The following is a 19,342-nucleotide window of genomic DNA, read 5'->3' on the forward strand; positions in this document are numbered from 1 at the left end:
TATCTCCCTCCGGAATGCTAGTGCGTCACGCGGCGTACGGCATAAATGTCTTGAAGCTGCTTAATTTTCTCGACGACTTTCTGCAAATGCCCTACATTTGAAATGGCAATGCTCATTTCAATCGTAGCGACCTTGTGTCGTTGATCCGAGCGACCCGAGACGGTATTGATTTGCGTCCTCGTTTCCGTCATCGTTTGAAGCACTTCATTCAAAAATCCGTTGCGGTCATAACCCGTAATTTCAATATCAACATTGTACGATTTGGATTGCTGGCCTGACCCTTCCCATTCCACAGGAAGAAGGCGGGTCTCGACCTCTTCTATGTTCACATTCGGGCAATCCGTGCGATGGATGGAGACCCCACGGCCCTTTGTAATATAGCCAACGATGTCGTCCCCAGGGACCGGTGTACAGCAGCGAGCAAGACGAATCAGTAAGTTATCGACACCTTTCACGCTGACACCAATCGAGTTGGTTCTCTTTGGAGGAGCAAACGATTGAATCTCATTTAACGCCTGATCAAGCGAACGCTCTTCTTTTTCCTGGTCTTTGGCTCGTCGTACTTTTTCCGTGAGACGGTTCACAATTTGCTTCGCACTGATGCCACCATAGCCAACTGCTGCATACATATCCTCTTCGCCAGCAAAGCTAAACTTATTGGCCGCCTCCGAGATATTTTCCGGTGTCAGAACTTCTTTCACATCAAATTCTAAGGCGCGAATTTCCTTTTCAATGACTTCTCGCCCTTTGATGACGTTCTCTTCCCGTTTTTCTTTTTTAAACCACTGCTTGATTTTGTTCTTGGCATGCGACGATTTCGTTAGTTTCAGCCAGTCATGACTTGGCCCATACGAATGCTTCGACGTCATGACCTCAATAATGTCCCCTGTTCTCAGCTCATGGTCAAGCGGAACCATCTTGCTGTTCACCTTCGCCCCAATGCAGCGGTTGCCTACCTCGCTATGAATCCGGTAAGCAAAATCAAGGGGAACAGAGCCTCTTGGAAGCTCAATAACGTCTCCTTTTGGAGAGAAGACAAAGACCATATCGGAAAACAAGTCCATTTTCATCGATTCCATAAATTCCTGGGCGTCATTCGTGTCCGGCTGCGATTCAATGACGTCACGAAACCATGTAAGCTTGTCCTCAAACGAATAGCGATTGCTTGAGATCGTTCTGCCCTCTTTGTACGCCCAGTGTGCCGCTACCCCGTATTCAGCCACGCGGTGCATTTCATCTGTGCGTATTTGCACTTCGAGCGGATCCCCGTTTGGACCGACGACGGTCATATGCAGCGATTGATACATATTCGCTTTCGGCATCGCTATATAGTCCTTGAAACGACCTGGCATCGGCCGCCAGCACGTGTGAATCACCCCAAGAACAGCGTAGCAGTCCTTAATATTCTTAACAATAATTCGCACGGCAAGTAAGTCGTAGATTTCATTAAATTGTTTGTGCTGGTGCACCATTTTACGATAGATACTGTAAATATGCTTAGGTCTGCCAGAGAGCTCCGCGTGAACGTTTACTTCATCCAGCTGGTCTTCAATCGTTTCCACCACGTCCGAAAGAAAATCCTCACGCTCGGCTCGCTTGCGTTTCATCAAATTAACGATACGGTAATACTGCTGCGGGTCCAGATAGCGAAGCGCCGTGTCTTCAAGCTCCCACTTGATGGTTGAAATCCCGAGCCGATGGGCAAGAGGAGCAAAGATTTCCAATGTCTCATTGGACGTGATGCGCTGCTTTTCTGGAGGCATAAATTTTAGCGTGCGCATATTGTGCAGGCGGTCCGCAAGCTTGATCAGCAGAACGCGAATGTCCCGCGCCATCGCCATCAACATTTTGCGATGATTTTCCGCCTGCTGCTCTTCTTTCGATTTATACTTAAACTTCTTTAGTTTGGTCACGCCGTCCACGAGCATGGCCACTTCTTCGTTAAAGGCTTCTTCCACTTCCTCCACAGTCACTTCTGTATCTTCGACGACATCGTGCAAGAACGCCGCAGCAACCGTATTTGGATCAAGCTCAAGGCCCACGATAATACCGGCAACTTGAACCGGGTGAAGGATAAAAGGCTCGCCCGATTTGCGGTACTGGCCACTGTGAGCTTGCTCAGCATACTCGTACGCCTTTTGGAGAAAATCTAGATCCTCTCCGTGCAAATACCCGCTTGCTGCCTCTAGCACTTGATCAATGGTCATTCAATCACCTTACTTACCAGACAAAGTTTTCTTTCTATTATCTCTTGTGAAGGGGTTATTTGTAAAGGGACTTGATTATGGAAAAATAGAAGGCTCTCATCGCGAAAGGCGAGAGAGCCCTATCCGTCCTTAGTTATACGTCATGAGCGAGAATAAATCGTAGGTCCCCAGCTTCTTACGACCGTCTAAGTAGGCAAGTTCAATCAGAAAAGCAATGCCGACCACAACGCCACCAAGCTCTTCGACAAGTTTGGTTGTCGCCTCAATCGTTCCACCCGTCGCAAGCAAATCATCGGTAATCAACACTCGCTGCCCTTCCTTGATCGCATCCTTATGCATAGTCAGGCAATCCTTGCCATACTCCAGTCCGTAGTCGCATTCAATCACTTCTCGCGGCAATTTGCCTTTTTTACGAACGGGAACAAAACCAATCTCAAGCTTTGTAGAAATGGGACAGCCTACGACGAAGCCTCTCGCTTCGGGACCGACAATCACATCGGCATTCTGCGCTTTCGCATACGTCGCCAATTCATCAATGGCCGCTTTGTACGCAGGACCATTTTGCATAAGCGTCGTGATATCCTTGAAGCGCACACCTTCCTGCGGCCAATCTTCGACAATGGTAATATAGTCTTTAAAATTCATCCTCAATTCCCCTTCTTATTCATACATAGGTCGTTGTCGCTTCCTTTGCAAACATACCGTCAAACCATTCCCTCAGCTGCTGGTAGGAAGCGTAGACAAACTCATTTTCCAAGTACGTCTGTTCTTGCTTTTTATGGAAGGTCGCTGACGCCTCAAGCGCTGTCTTCGCAGGGTTTGGGTTCACTTCCACATAACCATTCTTAAGTGACACGAACTCAAGCTCGACAAAAACATCGGTCATAAAGCCCACTGTCTCGCTCGTCCAGCCTTTGTGCTGCTCCAACTTTTTACCGAGCGCATCAAGGTGAAAACGCCCCTGCTTACGGAGGAAGGCATAGTACCATTTGAACTGCTCACGATTTGGATTGGTGCGAAAGAACGTCTCTTCTTCTTGAGAAAAAACGGCGTAGACTCGACTCGGCCTCTCTTCTCCTGTAAATAGCTCTCCCAGTTCCGCCCGGTCATTAGGCAAGTCGAGCAGGACGCAATAGGTATCGTTGATATGGATGTTTGCAGAGCGTGGATCCACCACCTCGCAGGTCAAACCGAGCCTCTCCTTCGTCTCTTTTTGAAAAGCGAAGACGAGTCGTTTGTCTTCAGGAAGAGTAAGCAGCCGCTCTCTCAAGCGGTGAGGTTGAATGCTGCGCCAATCAAAAAGCTGCCAGTGATCGATCGCCACATCCTCAATCATCAGCTGCGCTTTCACACGCCCATTCCACTCGTTTAAGGAGAGCGTGCCCACGGCCGAAAGCTTCGCCTGCGGCGTCATTTCCTCATAGAGGTGACCAAAGCGAAACGCAATCCCATCAAGGGGTGCACCAGCCCCAGCGAACTGAATTTTCAAATGAGACGAATCGCTTCCAATACGCCGCACCTCGGTGACACATGTCTCTTTCAGCAGAACGCTAGGCTTTCGATTGCCCACGCCAAACGGGGCAAGCTCTGCTACCTCCTCAATCAATCCAACGGTCACATCCTCCACCTGAGCGATTACATCAATCTCAGAAACAGGGATGAAATCCTCTGAGGTGAGGTGTTCATAGGCCTGTTGGTTTAACCGTTCCCTAAGCAGCCCGATATCGGCTTCCTTCATCGTTAAGCCCGCTGCCATCGGGTGCCCTCCAAAGTGAGGCAAAATGTCACGGCTTACGGAGAGCTCCTGGAACATATCAAAGCCTTCAATGCTTCGCGCGGACCCTTTGGCCAGCCCGTTTTCTTTATCAATACTCATAACGATTGTCGGTCGGTAATAACGCTCCACGAGCCTTGAGGCAACAATTCCGATTACCCCAGCATTCCACCCTTCCTTAGCGACAATAAGTGCATGAGAAGAGCTATGTTCTTCCTGCTCGCCCGCAAGCGCAATCGCTTCCTCGGTGATTTTGTTCACGATGCCCTGTCTCTCTTTATTCAGCTCGTCAATGGCGGCTGCGAGCTCTTTTGCCGTTTGCTCATCTTCCGCAAGCAAAAGCTCCACCGCCGGTCCAGCTGAATCCAAGCGCCCCGCCGCATTTAAACGTGGTCCCATGCCGAAACCGACGTGATCCGACTCCAGCGACTGAGCCCCAATTCCGCACACATCTTTAAGCGCACGCAGCCCCGGACGCGCCGTTTGCTCCAACGCCTTTAATCCCCTTTTTGCAAGGAGACGGTTTTCATCGATCAGCGGAACAAGGTCAGCAATCGTTCCAATTACTGCATAGTCAAGCAGCTCCTCTGGCACGCGCTCGAGCAAAGCGTGAGCGACTTTGAAAGCAACTCCGACTCCCGCCAGGCTATCGAACGGGTATGTACAACCCGGTTGCTTCGGATTGATAATGGCATAAGCCTCGGGAAGCTCTGGGGGAGGTTCATGGTGATCGGTTACGATGAAATCAAGCCCTGCCTCTTTGGCATAGGCTGCTGGCTCAAGGGCAGCAATCCCTGTATCCACAGTAACGATGAGGGAGTACCCCTCTTCCTTCGCTTGCTTCAGGGCCGGGATATTGGGCCCGTACCCTTCTGTGAAGCGATTAGGGATATAGTAGTCGCAATCAGCGCCAACCATTCTTAAGGCAGTGAGTAGGACCGATATCGAGCTCACGCCATCTGCGTCATAATCGCCAAACACAAGAATTCGTTCTTCTCGCCTAACGGCTTCATGTATACGCGCAACGGTTTCTTTCATTCCTTTAAGCAAATACGGGTCATAGAATTCTGGTTTATCCTTATGCAAAAAACGCCTGGCCACTTCTTTGGAGCCGAACCCTCGCTGCACAAGAAGACGAGCGACGAGCCTTGAGACCCCGAGCTCGTCCGCTAGCTCCTCTGCGAGCGATTCATTCTGCTCAAGAACGCGCCATCGTGCTTTCGATTGTAACATACGTAAAAAACACCCCTTGACCCATCCATTATACAGGAGGGAAAAAGGGGTGACAATGTTTCTCTATGACGACTGCCCGGGATCTTTTTCCGATGGGCGCTTGCCTGATTCCGGTGATGGTTTCTCCTCGGTGGCTTGCGTATCGTTAGCAGGATCGAGGGTGCGCAACTTTTTCAACTCTACTTGAAGTTGACGAATCCTCATGATAGATAACGCCCCAGCAACTGCCGCCCCTAGGAAAACTGATCCTAAAATCACAAGAATGAGCGGCCAGTTCGCCGTTCCGAACAAGTAGTTCACAGGCACGGACTCAACGTTCATAACAGCAAAGACAGCGATGATGATGGCGGCAATAAGTCCAATAATAAAGGCCGTTTGTGCTTTCATTACATTCACTCCCCACGGGTTTCTACTTCTTACTATACCCAGAATGAGCAAACTCTCAACATCGTATTTGAAAAAAACCTATGCCTTACAAAAAAGGCATAGGCTTCTCCTAGACAGTCGGCTCATCCGCTGGCTCCTGCGGCTTGTCCTTTAGCTTCTTCTGACGACGGTTTTCCCAGACGAGCCACATCTGTGCACAAAGGAACATCGATGAATACGTGCCCGCCATTAACCCGATCACAAGGGCAAGCGAAAACGATCGAATCGCTTCGCCCCCAAATAAAAGCAAAGCAATGGAGGCAAAAAGCACCGTTAGGACGGTATTGATCGAACGTGTTAACACTTGAAGCAAACTCTTGTTGACAATTCTCGCCAGGTGCTCAAAGCCTTGAATCTCTTTCTCTCGTCTTACATTTTCTCGCATTCGGTCGAACGTCACAATCGTGTCATTGATCGAATAGCCGACCACCGTTAATACGGCGGCAATGAAGGGCACATTCACCTCCACTTGCAGCAAGCTAAAGACAGCAATAATCAAGAACGCGTCGTGCAACAGCCCGATGATCGCTGCGATTCCATAGAGGTAGTGAAAGCGAACGGCCACATAGAGGACGATTCCGACAGACGCAATGAGAACCGACAGAATCGCATTGCGGGCAAGCTCATGCCCAACAATTGGCGAAACCGTGCTGATGTTCGGTGTCGTATCGTACTCCTCTGCGAAATACGACTGCACGAGGGCAATCTCTTCTTGAGAGAGTACTTCATTGAAACGAGCATTCGCCGACGTATTTCCTTCTCCACCCAACGTAATCGTTGGTTCGTAGGATTCATCAATCCTTGAAAAATCTTCCATCAACTGGTCCTCTGTCAGCGTATCGTCCGTTTGAATTTCCACATTGGAACCACTTTCAAAGTCTACCCCAAGGTTCAATCCAAACGTCGCAAGCGACACAATCCCAATGATCACCGTTAAGATCGCACCAATAAAAAACGTTTTGCGATGCTTGGTTAAATTGACATTCCAATTTTCCGGATTAAAGCTCATCAATGTCACCTTCTTTCACACCAAACCAGCGTGGCCGCTTGTTCAAAAACTTGCTTTCCACCCAAAGGGCTAAAAGAATTCTTGAGCCATAGACCGCCGTGACGAAGCTGACCAGAATGCTAATGATTAACATGACCGCAAACCCTTGCACGGAGCTTGTCCCAAAGTAGAACATCACACCCGCCGCAATCAGCGTCGTGATATTGGCATCAAAAATCGTCGTAAATGAACGCCTGCTTCCGGCCTTGAAGGCAGATTTCATTGATTTTCCTGCCCTTAGTTCTTCTTTGATTCGCTCATACGTTAGAATATTGGCATCGACGGCCATCCCGATCCCGAGAATCAGTGCGGCAATCCCTGGCAGCGTCAGGACAGCATTCATGGCGTTAAAGACGACAAGCACGAGGAATGTATAGATCGAGAGCGTGATCACAGCAATCAGACCCGGGAATCGATAAGACAAGAGCATATAGGCAAAGATCAACGCAATTCCGATGAGCCCCGCGTACACGGTCTGCACCATCGCCTGCTCCCCAAGCGAAGCACCCACCGATGTGGAATACAGTTCGTCAAGCTGAACCGGCAGCGAACCCGCATTCAATATTTCTGCAAGATGCCTCGTTTCTTCTGTGGTAAAATTCCCTTCGATCATGACATTGGTGGAATGAATCGGCTCCTGTACTCTAGCCGCCGAGAGAAACTGGGGCTCTTCCCCTTGCATCTGTTTCTGCGCTTCTTCAAAGTAGCTGTCCCCTTCTTCATAATCAAGCCAAATGACGAGCATATTCTCGCCTTCAGGGCGCTGCGAAATGTCCGTTGTGATCTCCCCAAACTCGCTTGCGTCATTCAAGGTCAAGGTAACAATCGGCGCGTTGGATTGCTCGTGAAACTGAGCACTCGCTCCATTTTGTGCGAGGTCACTTCCATCAAGCAACACATTGTCATCGACATCCCGAAACGTCAGCTCAGCCTCTGTGGAGAGAAGCTCCCTTGCCGTTTCCTGATCTTCCACGCCAGCCAGCTGAACGCGAATTCGGTCATCTCCTTCGATTTGAATCACCGGCTCTGAGACACCAATGACATTGACACGCTCATTCAACGCGGTGGTCGTTGCAATCATCGCGTCTTCATCAATCACGTCGCCCTCATTGCTCGGACTGACTTCGTACAGAACCTCAAACCCTCCCTGCAAGTCGAGACCGAGATTCACGTCGTTCAGTACAGGCTTTGCCCAATACGAGATCCCCGCCGCAAAAATCGCGACGATGAGAAAGAAAATGGCCATCCGTCCTTTTTTCACCATGCTATGTATGTCCTCCCTACCTGTCCATCAACGTTTCGCAGTGGCTTCCTCAAAATCCTTAAACCAGTCTGTGGGTTCCTTGTAGGTATTCACCGTGATCCAGGTCATATAGTCCTGCGGCTGAACGGACAAGATGAAATCCACAAACGCATAAAGCGGTATGTAATGCTTTTTCTTTTTTAACTTATCGATCGTAAAGGCCCATAAATCATCCAGCGTCACACGGTCGTAACCAAAGTCATGAAATTCATCACGCTTGCTCACCAAAACGGGCCAGACATCCTCACGCCATGCTTCAAACTGCTGCCTCTCTTCCACAGTATAACCTCCACTCAAATAGCGTCACACCCTTCATTCTATAACAATCAAATTAAAAAGGAAACAAGGGAGTGAGCAATATCCCCTTTCTCCTGTCATGAGTTGTCCACTCACGCATACACATAGACAAACATGTTCATTTCTTTCTAAGAAAGCAGGGGCGATCATGACAAAGCAAACGTTTCTTAAAGGGACATTGATTTTAATCATAGCGGGGTTGATCACGAAAGCGCTCGGGTTCATTAACCGCATTGTGATGGCGCGAATTATGGGTGCGGAAGGAGTCGGGCTTTACATGATGGCCGTGCCATCGCTATTACTGATCCTGACGCTTACACAAATGGGCCTCCCCGTCGCGATTGCCAAACTCGTCGCAGAAGCCGAAGCACGGGGGCAACACAAGCAAATTAAGCGCATTCTCGTCGTCTCTTTAGCGATTACCGGCGTGCTTAGCGTCGTCTTCACAACGGCAATGATTGGACTGGCTCCGCTTGTCTCACAGGCGCTACTCACAGATGAGCGTGCATTTTTGCCACTTGTAGCGATCGCACCGATCGTTCCCATCGTCGCAATATCAGCCGTGCTCCGTGGCTATTTTCAAGGCAAGCAAAACATGAAGCCGACCGCCTATTCACAGGTGATCGAACAAGTCGTTCGGATTACGCTTGTCGCCGTTCTCTCTACTGCCTTCTTGCCACTAGGCATCGAATATGCCGCGGCCGGTGCGATGCTCTCAGTTGTCGCTGGCGAGCTCGCTTCCCTGCTCTATATGATATTTTTATTTAAAACACGCAAGTCCTTCCGGATTCGCCGCCGTTTCTTTCCTGTCGTTAAAGAAGGAAAAGAAACGTTTCGCAGCTTGCTTGGCATTGCCCTGCCCACTACAGGCGGTCGGTTGATCGGAACAACATCGCTTTTCCTAGAGCCCATCGTTGTCGCCCAAAGTTTAGCGATTGCCGGCGTCACCACGGCGGTCGCAACGCAGCAGTACGGGCTCCTTGCCGGCTACGTAGTACCGCTATTAACGCTGCCAACATTCATCACCTATTCTCTATCCGTCTCCCTTGTCCCCAGTCTAAGCGAAGCCGCAGCCAAAGAAGAGTCCGGGCTGATTCATCAGCGGCTCGATCAGGCCCTGCGTATGGCTCTTCTCTCCGGGGGCATTTGCGTGGTCGTGCTTTACATTTTTGCCACCGAGCTCATGACGCTCATGTACGACGCCCCACATGCAGCGGGACTGTTGAAGACAATGGCTCCTTTCGCTTTGTTCTTATACATCCAAGGACCTCTGCAAGCAGCCTTGCAAGCCTTAAACTACGCGAAAGTGTCTATGATGAATAGCTTATTTGGGGCCATCATCAAAACCATTGCCATCTTCGCCCTCGCCACAAGACCTGAATTCGGCGTCATGGGCGCAGCACTTGCCATCGTCGCTGGCTTCATTCTCGTGACACTGCTCCACTTTGCCTCCATTGCAAAGACAACCGGCTTTACGATTGACATGCGTACGATTGCAAAGCTGGCTCTCCTGATTGTCGCGACAGGCATGGTCGGCACCTTTGTACAAAAGCACTCGTTTTTCACGCTTCCTTATTTGCAAGATGCCCTGCTTAGCATCGCCATCACCTCCGTCGTCTACATTGGCGGAATGTTCATGCTGGGACTTATTAAAAAATCAGAGCTTCAGCATTTTCCACTTATCGGTAGATGGGTGATGACTCTTGGGAGAAAGTAAGGAAAAGCCGGTTCGCTTTTGGGGCGAACCGGTTTTTTGGGGGATTGTTTTAAATAACTACTAGGCGAGCCTTCTCACAAGACTCCACACAATCAAAAGCAACATTCTATAATTCATGGTTCAATATATTGTAATAGGCAATAAAGCTAGAAATGTTATGCTGATTGTAATCATTGCGCAGTTCATGATTTTTAACTCCTGATACGCTGCTCCAAGGCAAAGTTTTTGGTTTTCATATTACAAGGGATATTTGCGTCACTCTATTGTCTCTTGAATAATGAACGGACCTTACGAACTGGGATTGTCAGTCGCCAGCTTTTGCTTTGCTTTATGTCATCGTATTTTCTTTTGAACTGGTCCCTCTCTTTAAGTATTGCTTGCTTTTCATCCTGAAGCCGTTTTATTTTTCTTTCCCATTTTACTACTTGATCTCTCCGAGCTCTCTGGGCTCTCTGACGTTTCGTATTCTTTATTTCCTTAATATGCGCCTTCAGATGCGGGTGAACCTTCTGTAAATATTGATAATACTCTACACGAAGCATTGCTGACTCCGCCAAGAGGGGAGCAGTGGCAGCCCCATTGTTCGATTCAAATAAATACAATTCCCCGTCCCTATCAATAGCCACATCGAAGCCTAAGTCCATCGTTGGTGTTCTTTTGAGCTCCTCTATCTTATAAGGAAGCGTAACAGCCAATTCCTCCAACTTCTGATTTATTTCTTCCCACCTTTCTCCAAAATTGGATTTTAAGAAGGGCTCGGGGTCGCTGATGCCGCCTCCCTGATGGACATTGGACATTACTTTTTGACCGAGGCCCATTCTGACAAAAATCTTAGCTATTTCCCACTTCCCTTTCCGATTTTTCTGTACATGGACACGGCAATCAAATGGGTCACCAAACTTTGTTTTTGACTCGATATATTTTTGTAAGAGATAACGTTCATCCTTTAAATACTCTTCATAATGTGTTATGAGTTCGTCGCGATTTAAAATTTTCTCCTCTTCTCGATAACCTAGAATATATTTATTCCCTTGCTTTCTTAGAATGTATAGGCCTCTGCCGCGGTTGCCATAAAGAGGCTTCATAATAATGGCGGAGTAATTAGCAAGAAAGTTTTCCAGCGTATGAAAATCGTCCAACGTCTGTGTCGGTATTACTAAGTGGGAAAACTGTGGATCCTTTAAAAGCTCTTCCTGCAGTTTTTTCTTGTTCGGTGTATTTTTTGGATCAAAAGTCAATACAGTATTTTCTCTGAGATAAGACATGATTTCCCTATTTTCCTTCTTGAAACATTGGGCAACTGCATCTATTAACCCCGGCAACTTCTTTTCCACAGAGACCCATTTATTCTTTCGATACACCTTTCCTTTAACCGTCCCATGTTCTAGATTCACATCCCGAGGTCGTAAATAGATAAGTTCCATCCCATAGTTTTTGCACATCAATGCAGTTGCCTTAGCCAATTTTGAGGGTTTAGCAGACCGTTGCATAAAGCCTACAAGCATATCAGTTTCACTTGTTATTTCCTGCACTTCAATATTTTCCATTTTCTGTGTTCCTTTCTTGGTGTGTAGGAAGGTACTTTTTCGCATTACTCTTCCTGTACACACCTTCCAATATTCCTATTCAACCAGCTGATAGACCCATGTTGCTCCGTTGAAATTGGGTTCAAGAAATAAAACTTAGCGACAAAAGCCGGTTCGCTTTTGCTTCAAACCGGCTTTTATGAGTTCGTTTTAAGTGATTACCAGCGAGCTCTATGCAATAAAAAGTGGCATTCTATGATTCATGGGTCAAAATATTGTAATAGGCAATAAAGCTAGAGATGTTGTGCTGAGTATAATCATTGCGCAGTTCATGATTTTTTAACCCCTGATGTACTGCTCCAAGGCAAAGCTTTTTGTTTTCATAATACATCGTCGTTTCCGGCCTGAGCTGCATTTGTAGCTGAAATTTAATGCCTTCATGAAGAGCTTTTTTCATTTGTTCTGCCTCTTGAGAATAACCATAGTCAACAGCCAGCTTATAAGCAGCACTGAGTCCCTCGCTTCGACAGGCGACAGGAGTAGACACCGGTTTAGAATGCGTATTGTACGCACCTTTCCATTCTGGGTCCACGTCGTCATTCAGAATTTGAGTTTGCATAATCGCTCGAGCGATAAATAAAGCATGGTCTAGATACAATCTTTCAGATCGCTCTCTATAGAGCTCATTCAAACCATAGAGAAGCCAGTGATCATGAGCAATAGTTTCTCTTGTTGCCTCCTTATCTCTAATCGTTATTAAATACTTTGCTTCATTCTCTGCCACATCCAACCATTCTTCATTGCCGTCTACCTGGTAGAGACGAACCAACGCAAGTATTGCTTCACCAGGGTAATAGTGGGATACAAAGTCAGTGGCTTCACCTGTTGAGTATCTTTGTTTATGAAAAGAAAATCGGCCTGTGTCATCCTGTAATTCCCGCATCCAGGTTGCCATACTTTGCATCATAGGGATAAATTGCTCGTCCTTTGTTACCTGCGTATATTTAGCAAGTGCAATGACTGCAAGGGCGTTTCCCCCAAGCTTAATATGGTCCTTTTCTACAATTACTTTTACTGAATGTCCATTTATCTCCAATTCCTTTGCTTTTTTCAATAGAAACTTGATGGCCCGCATTACAGGTTTTAGCAACAACTCATCTGAAAACAGCTCATACGTTTCCAACATCGAATAGGTTGTCCCTGCATGTCGTAATATATTATATTTATCTTGGCTTCTATTCTCTTGAGGAAGGTAAGAATAGATAAATTTCCCATTCGCGTTGACCACGTATTTAAAGTAATTGTTTTTAGTCAACTCTATGGCATTCAGTAGGTCCTGCTTTGTTAAATCCGAATAGATACGATGCCCATTATAAAGCGGTGTGAAACCGTTTTGATCAATGTAGTAAGATTTCGTTTTAAATTTATATAAATCTAGTGTTTGAGAACCGAGCAACTTTTTAATCAATTGACTTTCAGTCAGTAAGCAATGTTTTTCGAAAGCATTAAAAATATTTTCAGGCTTAACTTTTTTGTCAACAATCATCCGATAAGCCTCGACTTCTTCTGGAAGAAAGGCCGCATCAAAAGAAGGACCAATCGTAAGTCCGTCCTCTCCGCGGTCATAACGTAATGTGTCTTTTTTAATATTAATTTTGCTCTCGGATGTTTGAATAAGACTTAATTCAGTCACGATGTCCAATTTTATAGAAATAGGGCTAAAATTAGTGGGTGTATTTTGTTTACATTGACTAAGTGCTGATTCAAGCGCGACCTTAAATGTTGTATCTTTTCCTATACCAACAAAAGCACGAGAATAAGCATCCGCTACGGATATAAACAAGACAATCTCGTTATCCTTTGTCCGAAAGCTTGTATCGACTCCTTCTGGAATTTCTCCTAAAGTTTTCTTTTTGTTGATGACCGCGTCGTAAATTTGTTCTAATGTATGTTTCAATCATATCCAACCTTTCGTTTGTTTAGCTTGTTAAATTCCCGCATTATATTGTCAATACTAGTACAAATCAAACCTTTGTCTATTTAAATCATATTCACCTTTATGGAAATGCTAGGTCCCTTAGATCTTGAAATGCTTGGTAAAAGCCTCAAATTTTTTCCCGCGTAGAAGATCTCGCAACAAGCGAGCTTCCGCTTCTTTGTAGGCCTGTCCAAGCTTCCGGTCATATTCTTTGTTAAATAAATGAAATCCGCCTGGTCTTGGCGTGGCTTCTCCAAATACCAGACCATCATGACCTTTCAGCATGTCAAATCGCACGAAAGGACTTGGGATTTCTAAGCTGGCTTTCTTTGCGATTTCAGCATCCTCTTGAGAAAATCCAACGCCAGGTCGCACATTCTCATCTTTCCAGCCCGTTTTTATGAAATTTCCCTCTGCGTCCCAGGTGCTGAATTGAGAAGAATCCTCACGGTTCGCTTCCAAGACAAATAATAGTTCTCCGTAAAAACAATAAAATTTAAAATCCAGTGGCGGTTCTGTGCTATTCGGAGACTTCATGATAAGCTCTTCTACAAACCACTCATCTTTTAATAATTGCTTTTTATTAGAGCTTCCCTGTTTAACCGCCTCAAGATCTCCTCTCATTTCGGCTTCTATTTCACCCCAATTTGACAAATATTTTCCGTTGAAAGCAGATAATATTGTATCATTATTGAAGATCAAATATACGCCTTTTGAACCTGTGGAATGCACAGGCTTAACCACAATAGGTCCTTCTGTTCCCTTTATCTCATCAAAACGGTAAATCGTATGGTCAGATTTCGGCCTGCGTAAACCAATACTATCTGCGAAAATCTGGGCTTTTGTCTTGCGGTCAATGGACCAGGCATAATCTCGGTAGCCCAGTTTTCTCATCGCTGACCTTTCGACCATGATATCTTGAAAGGACAACGAGTTTGTCACAGGAATCTTTTTACGCTCAAACTTTTTTAAGAAGTTATGGCTCATGTGTCGTTTTTCGACAACATCAGCAAGTAATCTTAATTTCTCTTTATCTTGGGAGACGGACTTATTTTTATTGAACTTTTGATAGTAATGGAACAAATAATTGTCAATTTTGTTTTGGATTTGTTCAAGTTGATGAACTTCTTCTTTAAAAGCCTCTAGGTCCTGGTCATCTGTTTTAGAATTGAAAGATGGAGCTGGTAAAAGCTGATTGATTTCATCTGATGGTTTCGCTTGATGAATATCAAAATAATATCGGTCTCCATCGTTTTTTATAATATCTTTTTTAGTTCCTAGGTATTGCTTTTCATTTAGTATTTCGAACAGCTCTACAGCCTCGTCACGAGTAGTAAAGCGGGTTCGGAAGCCTGTTTTTTTATTGTCGGTAACAATAGGGTAAAAAGCAGGTTGAATATCCCAACCGTTTTCTGATTCCGAGAACATAAGGTTAACAATGAAGCTATAAGGAGGAGCCTGCATTTTTTTGTAACGTCCAGGAGAATTAAAAACAAAATTTCCTATAGAGTATGCAATAATTCCTGACTTGTATTTTTCAATATGGTTTGCCATGTGTGTACCGTGAGCTAGTACAAAATCCGCTCCTGCTTCAACGAATGTCCGAGAGCGAAATTCCTCGGTTTCTTTCACCCATTTATAGTCCTTTCCTTGCCAATGAGGACAAACGATGACAATAGAGTCAGGGTCTTTTTCTTTTATAGATGAAATTTTTCGAACCAGCCGATCCTCTTTCAAATAATGAACTCCAGCCTTTTTATCTGTGGCCATGAAATTATAGTCTACTCGGTATCGGCGAGAAGCTTTCATACCAGTCAGTACATAGACATTTTTTGTTTGAGACTTTCCCTGTACTTTTATTTGAGCGGGCATTATCGCTTCCTTACGAGACTGGCCAGCGCCAAAGTACGTAATTCCCGCATCCTTTAATTCCTTGATTGTATTTAATAGAGTTGCTGCACCAAAATCCATCGTATGATTATTAGCTAAGCTCACAGCATCCACATTCATTTTCTTTAGCATATCAATTGTTCGTTGAGGTGAATCCCAGTTGGGGTACTGCTTGCCTTCTAAGAAACCAGAAGGATTCACAGCAAGCACGGTCTCCAAGTTTAAAATGAAGTAGTCACTTTTTTCCACCAAAGTTGCTACTTCTTGAATAAATGAGTAAGGATCTTTTTCTAATCTTTCTTTCTCTTTCTTTTGCTTAGGTTTATTTAAATACCAATCCCCAAGACTGGTGTCTCCAGCAAGCGTTATCGTAAATGGCTTGTTCATGTTCCAGCACCTCTTTATCAAAATTCCTCTTGAAAAGTTTAGCAACGTCTTATAACAGCAAGCAGATCAGGACCGTTTATTGGAGCTACCAATGTTTCTTAGTAGTCTTGTGTAACGCCACAATCGACTATTTCGAAGCTTCATATACTCTTGTTTTATGCTTTCAAGGTCTTTCATTTTCTGCTGATCGACACTTCTCTCTTGTTCAAACTTTATCTTTTCCTGCTCCACTAGCTCTTTAGCAATCTCTACCTGCCGCAGTTGACTTTCCAGCTCTTTAAGGCGCCTCGTTTTTGACTCTTTTCTTATTTCAAAACCAATCTTCACAGGCTTATTCCAGTCTTTCCCTTTCACTTTCTCTACCCGTGCATTCTCTGGGCCCAAGTAGCATATATCTTTGAACTCGTGAATGTCATCTGGATTGAATCCTGCTACGCTCACTACAACTTTTCCGTCTTTCGTATTCTTTGCATACCCATGCAATTGATGCTGCAATGCTTGCTTTCGGATCCATTTCCTATAGCCCACACCTTGAACGCGTCCGGACACAATGTATTTCTTTGCATACAGCTTTCCTAATGGGGGAGGGCTGACCTCAATCATATTGGTGGACCTGTTTTGTAAAGGTGCCAATACGCTATCAAAATCAAAATAAAGGCTTGATTTCTCTGTGTCCAATGTTTCAGGGAAATAATGGTCAATAATCGCATGAGGTACATCCTGGGCTACACCTTTTACCGGAAACAAATGAAGACCCAACATAGGCCTTGTATTTACTTCAATAACGACACCCGAATCATTTCCCTGGTCGATAATCATATCTAACCCACATAAGTCCAAGCCGGGTATTGCCTCGTACGCGCGTATAGCAAGATCTTTCATATTAGAGGTCAATTGATCCGTCACATCAATCGGATCCCCTCCCATAGATACACTACTTTTGTTTCTTAAGAAAATACGCTTACCTGCCTCAGGGATACTATTTAATGTATAGTTCTTGGATTGCAGCGTACTGAGCACTTCTTTGTCAATAGCAATTGGACTTTTAAATAACGTAGGATTTTCTTTCTTTGTCTTATTTTTTAATTCTATTAACTTGCCAATAGAATGAATTCCATCCCCCACTATATTGGCTGGAACTCGATTTACAGCACCGATTACTTGATTGCCAACAATGAAGATGCGAAATTCCTCTCCTTGCACTTGTTCTTCTACAATGACATCACGATAATTTAATTCTTGGCGGACATGTACCAAAGCTTCTCTCATCTTTTCTGCATTCCGAATATTAGCTAGAACGCCTTTTCCGGCATTTTCACTGATCGGCTTTAGAACGACAGGGTAACCGAGTGTGTTCGCATAATCCACGATTTCCTCATCAACCACTTCTGCCTTAAATCTTTTTCCGTCTGGAACAGGGAGGCCAACCTTTGAAAGGTATTGTTTTGTGAGATCTTTATTATCACAAATTTCATAGGCCGTATCCGTTAGTTTATCACCCTTGGAAGATTCGAATTTATACTCTCTGCCCTGGTAATTCAGAGAATACCTAATGCGCCCTTTGTTTTTCGGGTCATCAAGTCTGTAGAATTTTACCGTTACACCACGTCTCCAAGCTTCCAAGGCAATGAGGTACATACTCAGTTTCTTACCATATGCCGACTTCGGGACTGCATTTTCAAGGTGCGGCAACCATTCACTCGTATTAGCTATTATAAGATCACCCCCAAAAATTGAGAAGCTTGTACTTTAACTTTTAACTTCTTCTTAATATTGTTACCAAAAAGTTATCGTTTTATAATACGTTTAAGTACATCTAATGAATAGCGGACGGGATAAGTGGCGCGCCAAGCTCGACTATTTTTTATCTTATTGTATTCTTTAGATAGATGCTTGTATTCCTTGTGTACATCTTTAAACTGTTTTTTTGTATAACTTTTCCTTAGTTGAAAACCCATCTTTAACGGCTTGTCCCAATCCTCTTCACTGATTTCTTCGACCGTGATGTTCTCCTTGCCATCGATTAACATTTGCTTGAATTTATCAACAGCTCCCTTTTTTTTGCCCGCTACAACAACTTCCAGATTTCCGTTTGCCAGCAATTTCGCATAACCATGCATTTTTCGTCTCAATGCTTGCTTTTTTATCCATTGTCTGTACTGACCATTTTTCACATCACCGGAGATAACATATTTTTTCCCATATAACTTGCCTGCTGGTGGCAAGGGCAATTCAACAGATTCGGCTGAATGACTTTTTAAAGGGTCCAATATTTTATTGAAATTAAAATATAGGTTAGATCTCTCAATATCCTTTGTTTCAGGAAAATAATAATCTATAATTTCCTTAGCGAAGTCGCGAGGTTCGCCTTCCATCGGAAATAAATGACCACCGAAACCAGGCCTGGCATTCACTTCCAGGATCACCCCTGTATTTTTTTCGGGATCAACAATCATATCTATTCCGTAATGGGGCAGACCAGGAATTGCCTTGCCTGCTTTAATCGCAATCTCTTTTAATTCAGGGGTTAGTTCTTCTGTAACATCAATCGCTTCCCCGCCAGAAGAAAGATTACTTTTTTGTCTAATAAACACCCGTTCCCCATCTTTTGGTACAGATTCTAACGTATATCCAGCTCGATCGATAAGATCTAGTATTTCATTATCAATTTTAATCAAACGACTTGTAAGGTGAGGGTTCTTTTTACGCTCTGTATTTTTTAAATAGATGAGCTTTTTAATGGTGTGGACTCCATCTCCCACAACATTTGCTGGTCTTCTATTCATGGCGCCTAATACCCTATCTTCAATCACACAAATGCGAAATTCCTCACCTGGCATATATTGTTCAACAAGTATTTCAGCATAATTCAGTTCTTGGCGTACATGTAGCAACGCTTCCTTCAATCTATCTTCAGACAAAATGTTAGCAAAGACACCTTTCCCTGCATTGCCATTTGTCGGTTTAACGACAAGAGGGAAACCGATTGTCATCGCATAATTGATGATCTCCTCATCCTCAACGTCAGGCCCGAATTTCTTCCCTTTGGGTACAGGAACACCTGCTTCGGCAAGATACTTTTTGGTCAGATCCTTATTATCACAAATTTCGAAAGCCTGATCAGTTATTTTATCTCCCATTGATAACGAATAATGATGTTCTTTTCCGTTATAGCTTAAAGAGTATCTGATCTTCAGATGATCTTCTTCATCAAACACTCTGTAAAATTTTAACGTGATTCCTCTTCTCCATCCTTCTAAGGCAAGCGTATATGTGCTTATACGCTTGCCTTGACCGGCGCTGGGCACAGCATCGACAAGGTGCGGAAACCACTTGTTTCTAATATCTTGCATTCTCCAGTCCTCCCATATAAGTAAAAACTACACTATTTTTATAATCGTTTCATTGCAATGTTATCCCGATCACTATAACTATAATAATCCTTTTGTACACTCAAGGATAGTAACGCTATTTGGAAACTCTTAACTAAGTCCTTAAACTCCTAAGTGCTTTTGAGTGTGAAAATCTAATTCCATTTAACCATTTTAAATCAATC

At 44.6% G+C, this 19,342-nt stretch carries 13 protein-coding genes; 1 reads left to right on the forward strand and 12 read right to left on the reverse strand.

From position 1 onward, the window contains the following. Positions 1–17 precede the first annotated feature (17 nt). The 7 genes from AVZ68_RS01440 to AVZ68_RS01465 all read right to left on the reverse strand — a co-directional run bounded on the left by AVZ68_RS01440 (position 18) and on the right by AVZ68_RS01465 (position 8,270). Positions 18–2,207: a RelA/SpoT family protein gene (locus tag AVZ68_RS01440; RefSeq protein WP_059102754.1), complete on the reverse strand. Its 2,190-nt coding sequence runs from the start codon at positions 2,205–2,207 to the stop codon at positions 18–20. Between the two features lie 129 nt (positions 2,208–2,336). Then, positions 2,337–2,852 (reverse strand): adenine phosphoribosyltransferase, encoded by a 516-nt coding sequence (locus AVZ68_RS01445; RefSeq protein ID WP_059102755.1) that lies wholly within the window; start codon positions 2,850–2,852, stop codon positions 2,337–2,339. A 19-nt stretch (positions 2,853–2,871) separates the two neighbouring features. After that, positions 2,872–5,214: a single-stranded-DNA-specific exonuclease RecJ gene (gene recJ, locus AVZ68_RS01450; RefSeq protein WP_059102756.1), complete on the reverse strand. Its 2,343-nt coding sequence runs from the start codon at positions 5,212–5,214 to the stop codon at positions 2,872–2,874. A 63-nt stretch (positions 5,215–5,277) separates the two neighbouring features. Beyond that, on the reverse strand, positions 5,278–5,601 hold the full coding sequence (locus AVZ68_RS01455) for a LapA family protein (protein WP_059102757.1): 324 nt from the start codon (positions 5,599–5,601) through the stop codon (positions 5,278–5,280). Positions 5,602–5,710: 109 nt separating this feature from the next. Continuing rightward, the gene (gene secF, locus AVZ68_RS19555) at positions 5,711–6,649 is read right to left on the reverse strand and encodes a protein translocase subunit SecF (protein WP_082676234.1); all 939 of its coding nucleotides are present in this window, start codon (positions 6,647–6,649) and stop codon (positions 5,711–5,713) included. Continuing rightward, on the reverse strand, positions 6,639–7,952 hold the full coding sequence (secD, locus tag AVZ68_RS19560; protein ID WP_082676235.1) for a protein translocase subunit SecD: 1,314 nt from the start codon (positions 7,950–7,952) through the stop codon (positions 6,639–6,641). The genes secF and secD overlap by 11 nt, the downstream gene beginning before the upstream one ends. A 27-nt stretch (positions 7,953–7,979) precedes the next feature. After that, the gene (locus AVZ68_RS01465) at positions 7,980–8,270 is read right to left on the reverse strand and encodes a post-transcriptional regulator (protein ID WP_059102758.1); all 291 of its coding nucleotides are present in this window, start codon (positions 8,268–8,270) and stop codon (positions 7,980–7,982) included. Between the two features lie 166 nt (positions 8,271–8,436). Here AVZ68_RS01465 and spoVB point away from each other — a divergent pair, with 166 nt between their 5' ends. Continuing rightward, a complete protein-coding gene (gene spoVB, locus AVZ68_RS01470) occupies positions 8,437–10,005 on the forward strand; it encodes a stage V sporulation protein B (protein ID WP_059102759.1) in 1,569 nt (522 codons plus the stop codon). Positions 10,006–10,265: 260 nt separating this feature from the next. Here the strand turns inward: spoVB and AVZ68_RS01475 are convergent, their stop codons facing one another. The 5 genes from AVZ68_RS01475 to AVZ68_RS01495 all read right to left on the reverse strand — a co-directional run bounded on the left by AVZ68_RS01475 (position 10,266) and on the right by AVZ68_RS01495 (position 19,139). After that, the gene (locus tag AVZ68_RS01475) at positions 10,266–11,552 is read right to left on the reverse strand and encodes a YheC/YheD family protein (RefSeq protein ID WP_245628034.1); all 1,287 of its coding nucleotides are present in this window, start codon (positions 11,550–11,552) and stop codon (positions 10,266–10,268) included. 232 nt (positions 11,553–11,784) lie between these two features. Further along, positions 11,785–13,488 (reverse strand): beta-L-arabinofuranosidase domain-containing protein, encoded by a 1,704-nt coding sequence (locus AVZ68_RS01480; RefSeq protein WP_059102761.1) that lies wholly within the window; start codon positions 13,486–13,488, stop codon positions 11,785–11,787. 120 nt (positions 13,489–13,608) lie between these two features. Then, on the reverse strand, positions 13,609–15,786 hold the full coding sequence (locus AVZ68_RS01485; RefSeq protein ID WP_059102762.1) for a CapA family protein: 2,178 nt from the start codon (positions 15,784–15,786) through the stop codon (positions 13,609–13,611). A 66-nt stretch (positions 15,787–15,852) separates the two neighbouring features. Then, positions 15,853–17,478, reverse strand: coding sequence for an acylphosphatase (locus tag AVZ68_RS01490; protein WP_157404547.1), 1,626 nt, complete (start codon positions 17,476–17,478; stop codon positions 15,853–15,855). Positions 17,479–17,573: 95 nt separating this feature from the next. Then, a complete protein-coding gene (locus AVZ68_RS01495; protein WP_059102764.1) occupies positions 17,574–19,139 on the reverse strand; it encodes an acylphosphatase in 1,566 nt (521 codons plus the stop codon). Between the last annotated feature and the right edge of the window lie 203 nt (positions 19,140–19,342).

It is taken from the genome of Shouchella shacheensis (genome assembly GCF_001484965.1).
Taxonomy (GTDB): Bacteria; Bacillota; Bacilli; order Bacillales; family Bacillaceae_D; genus Shouchella; species Shouchella shacheensis.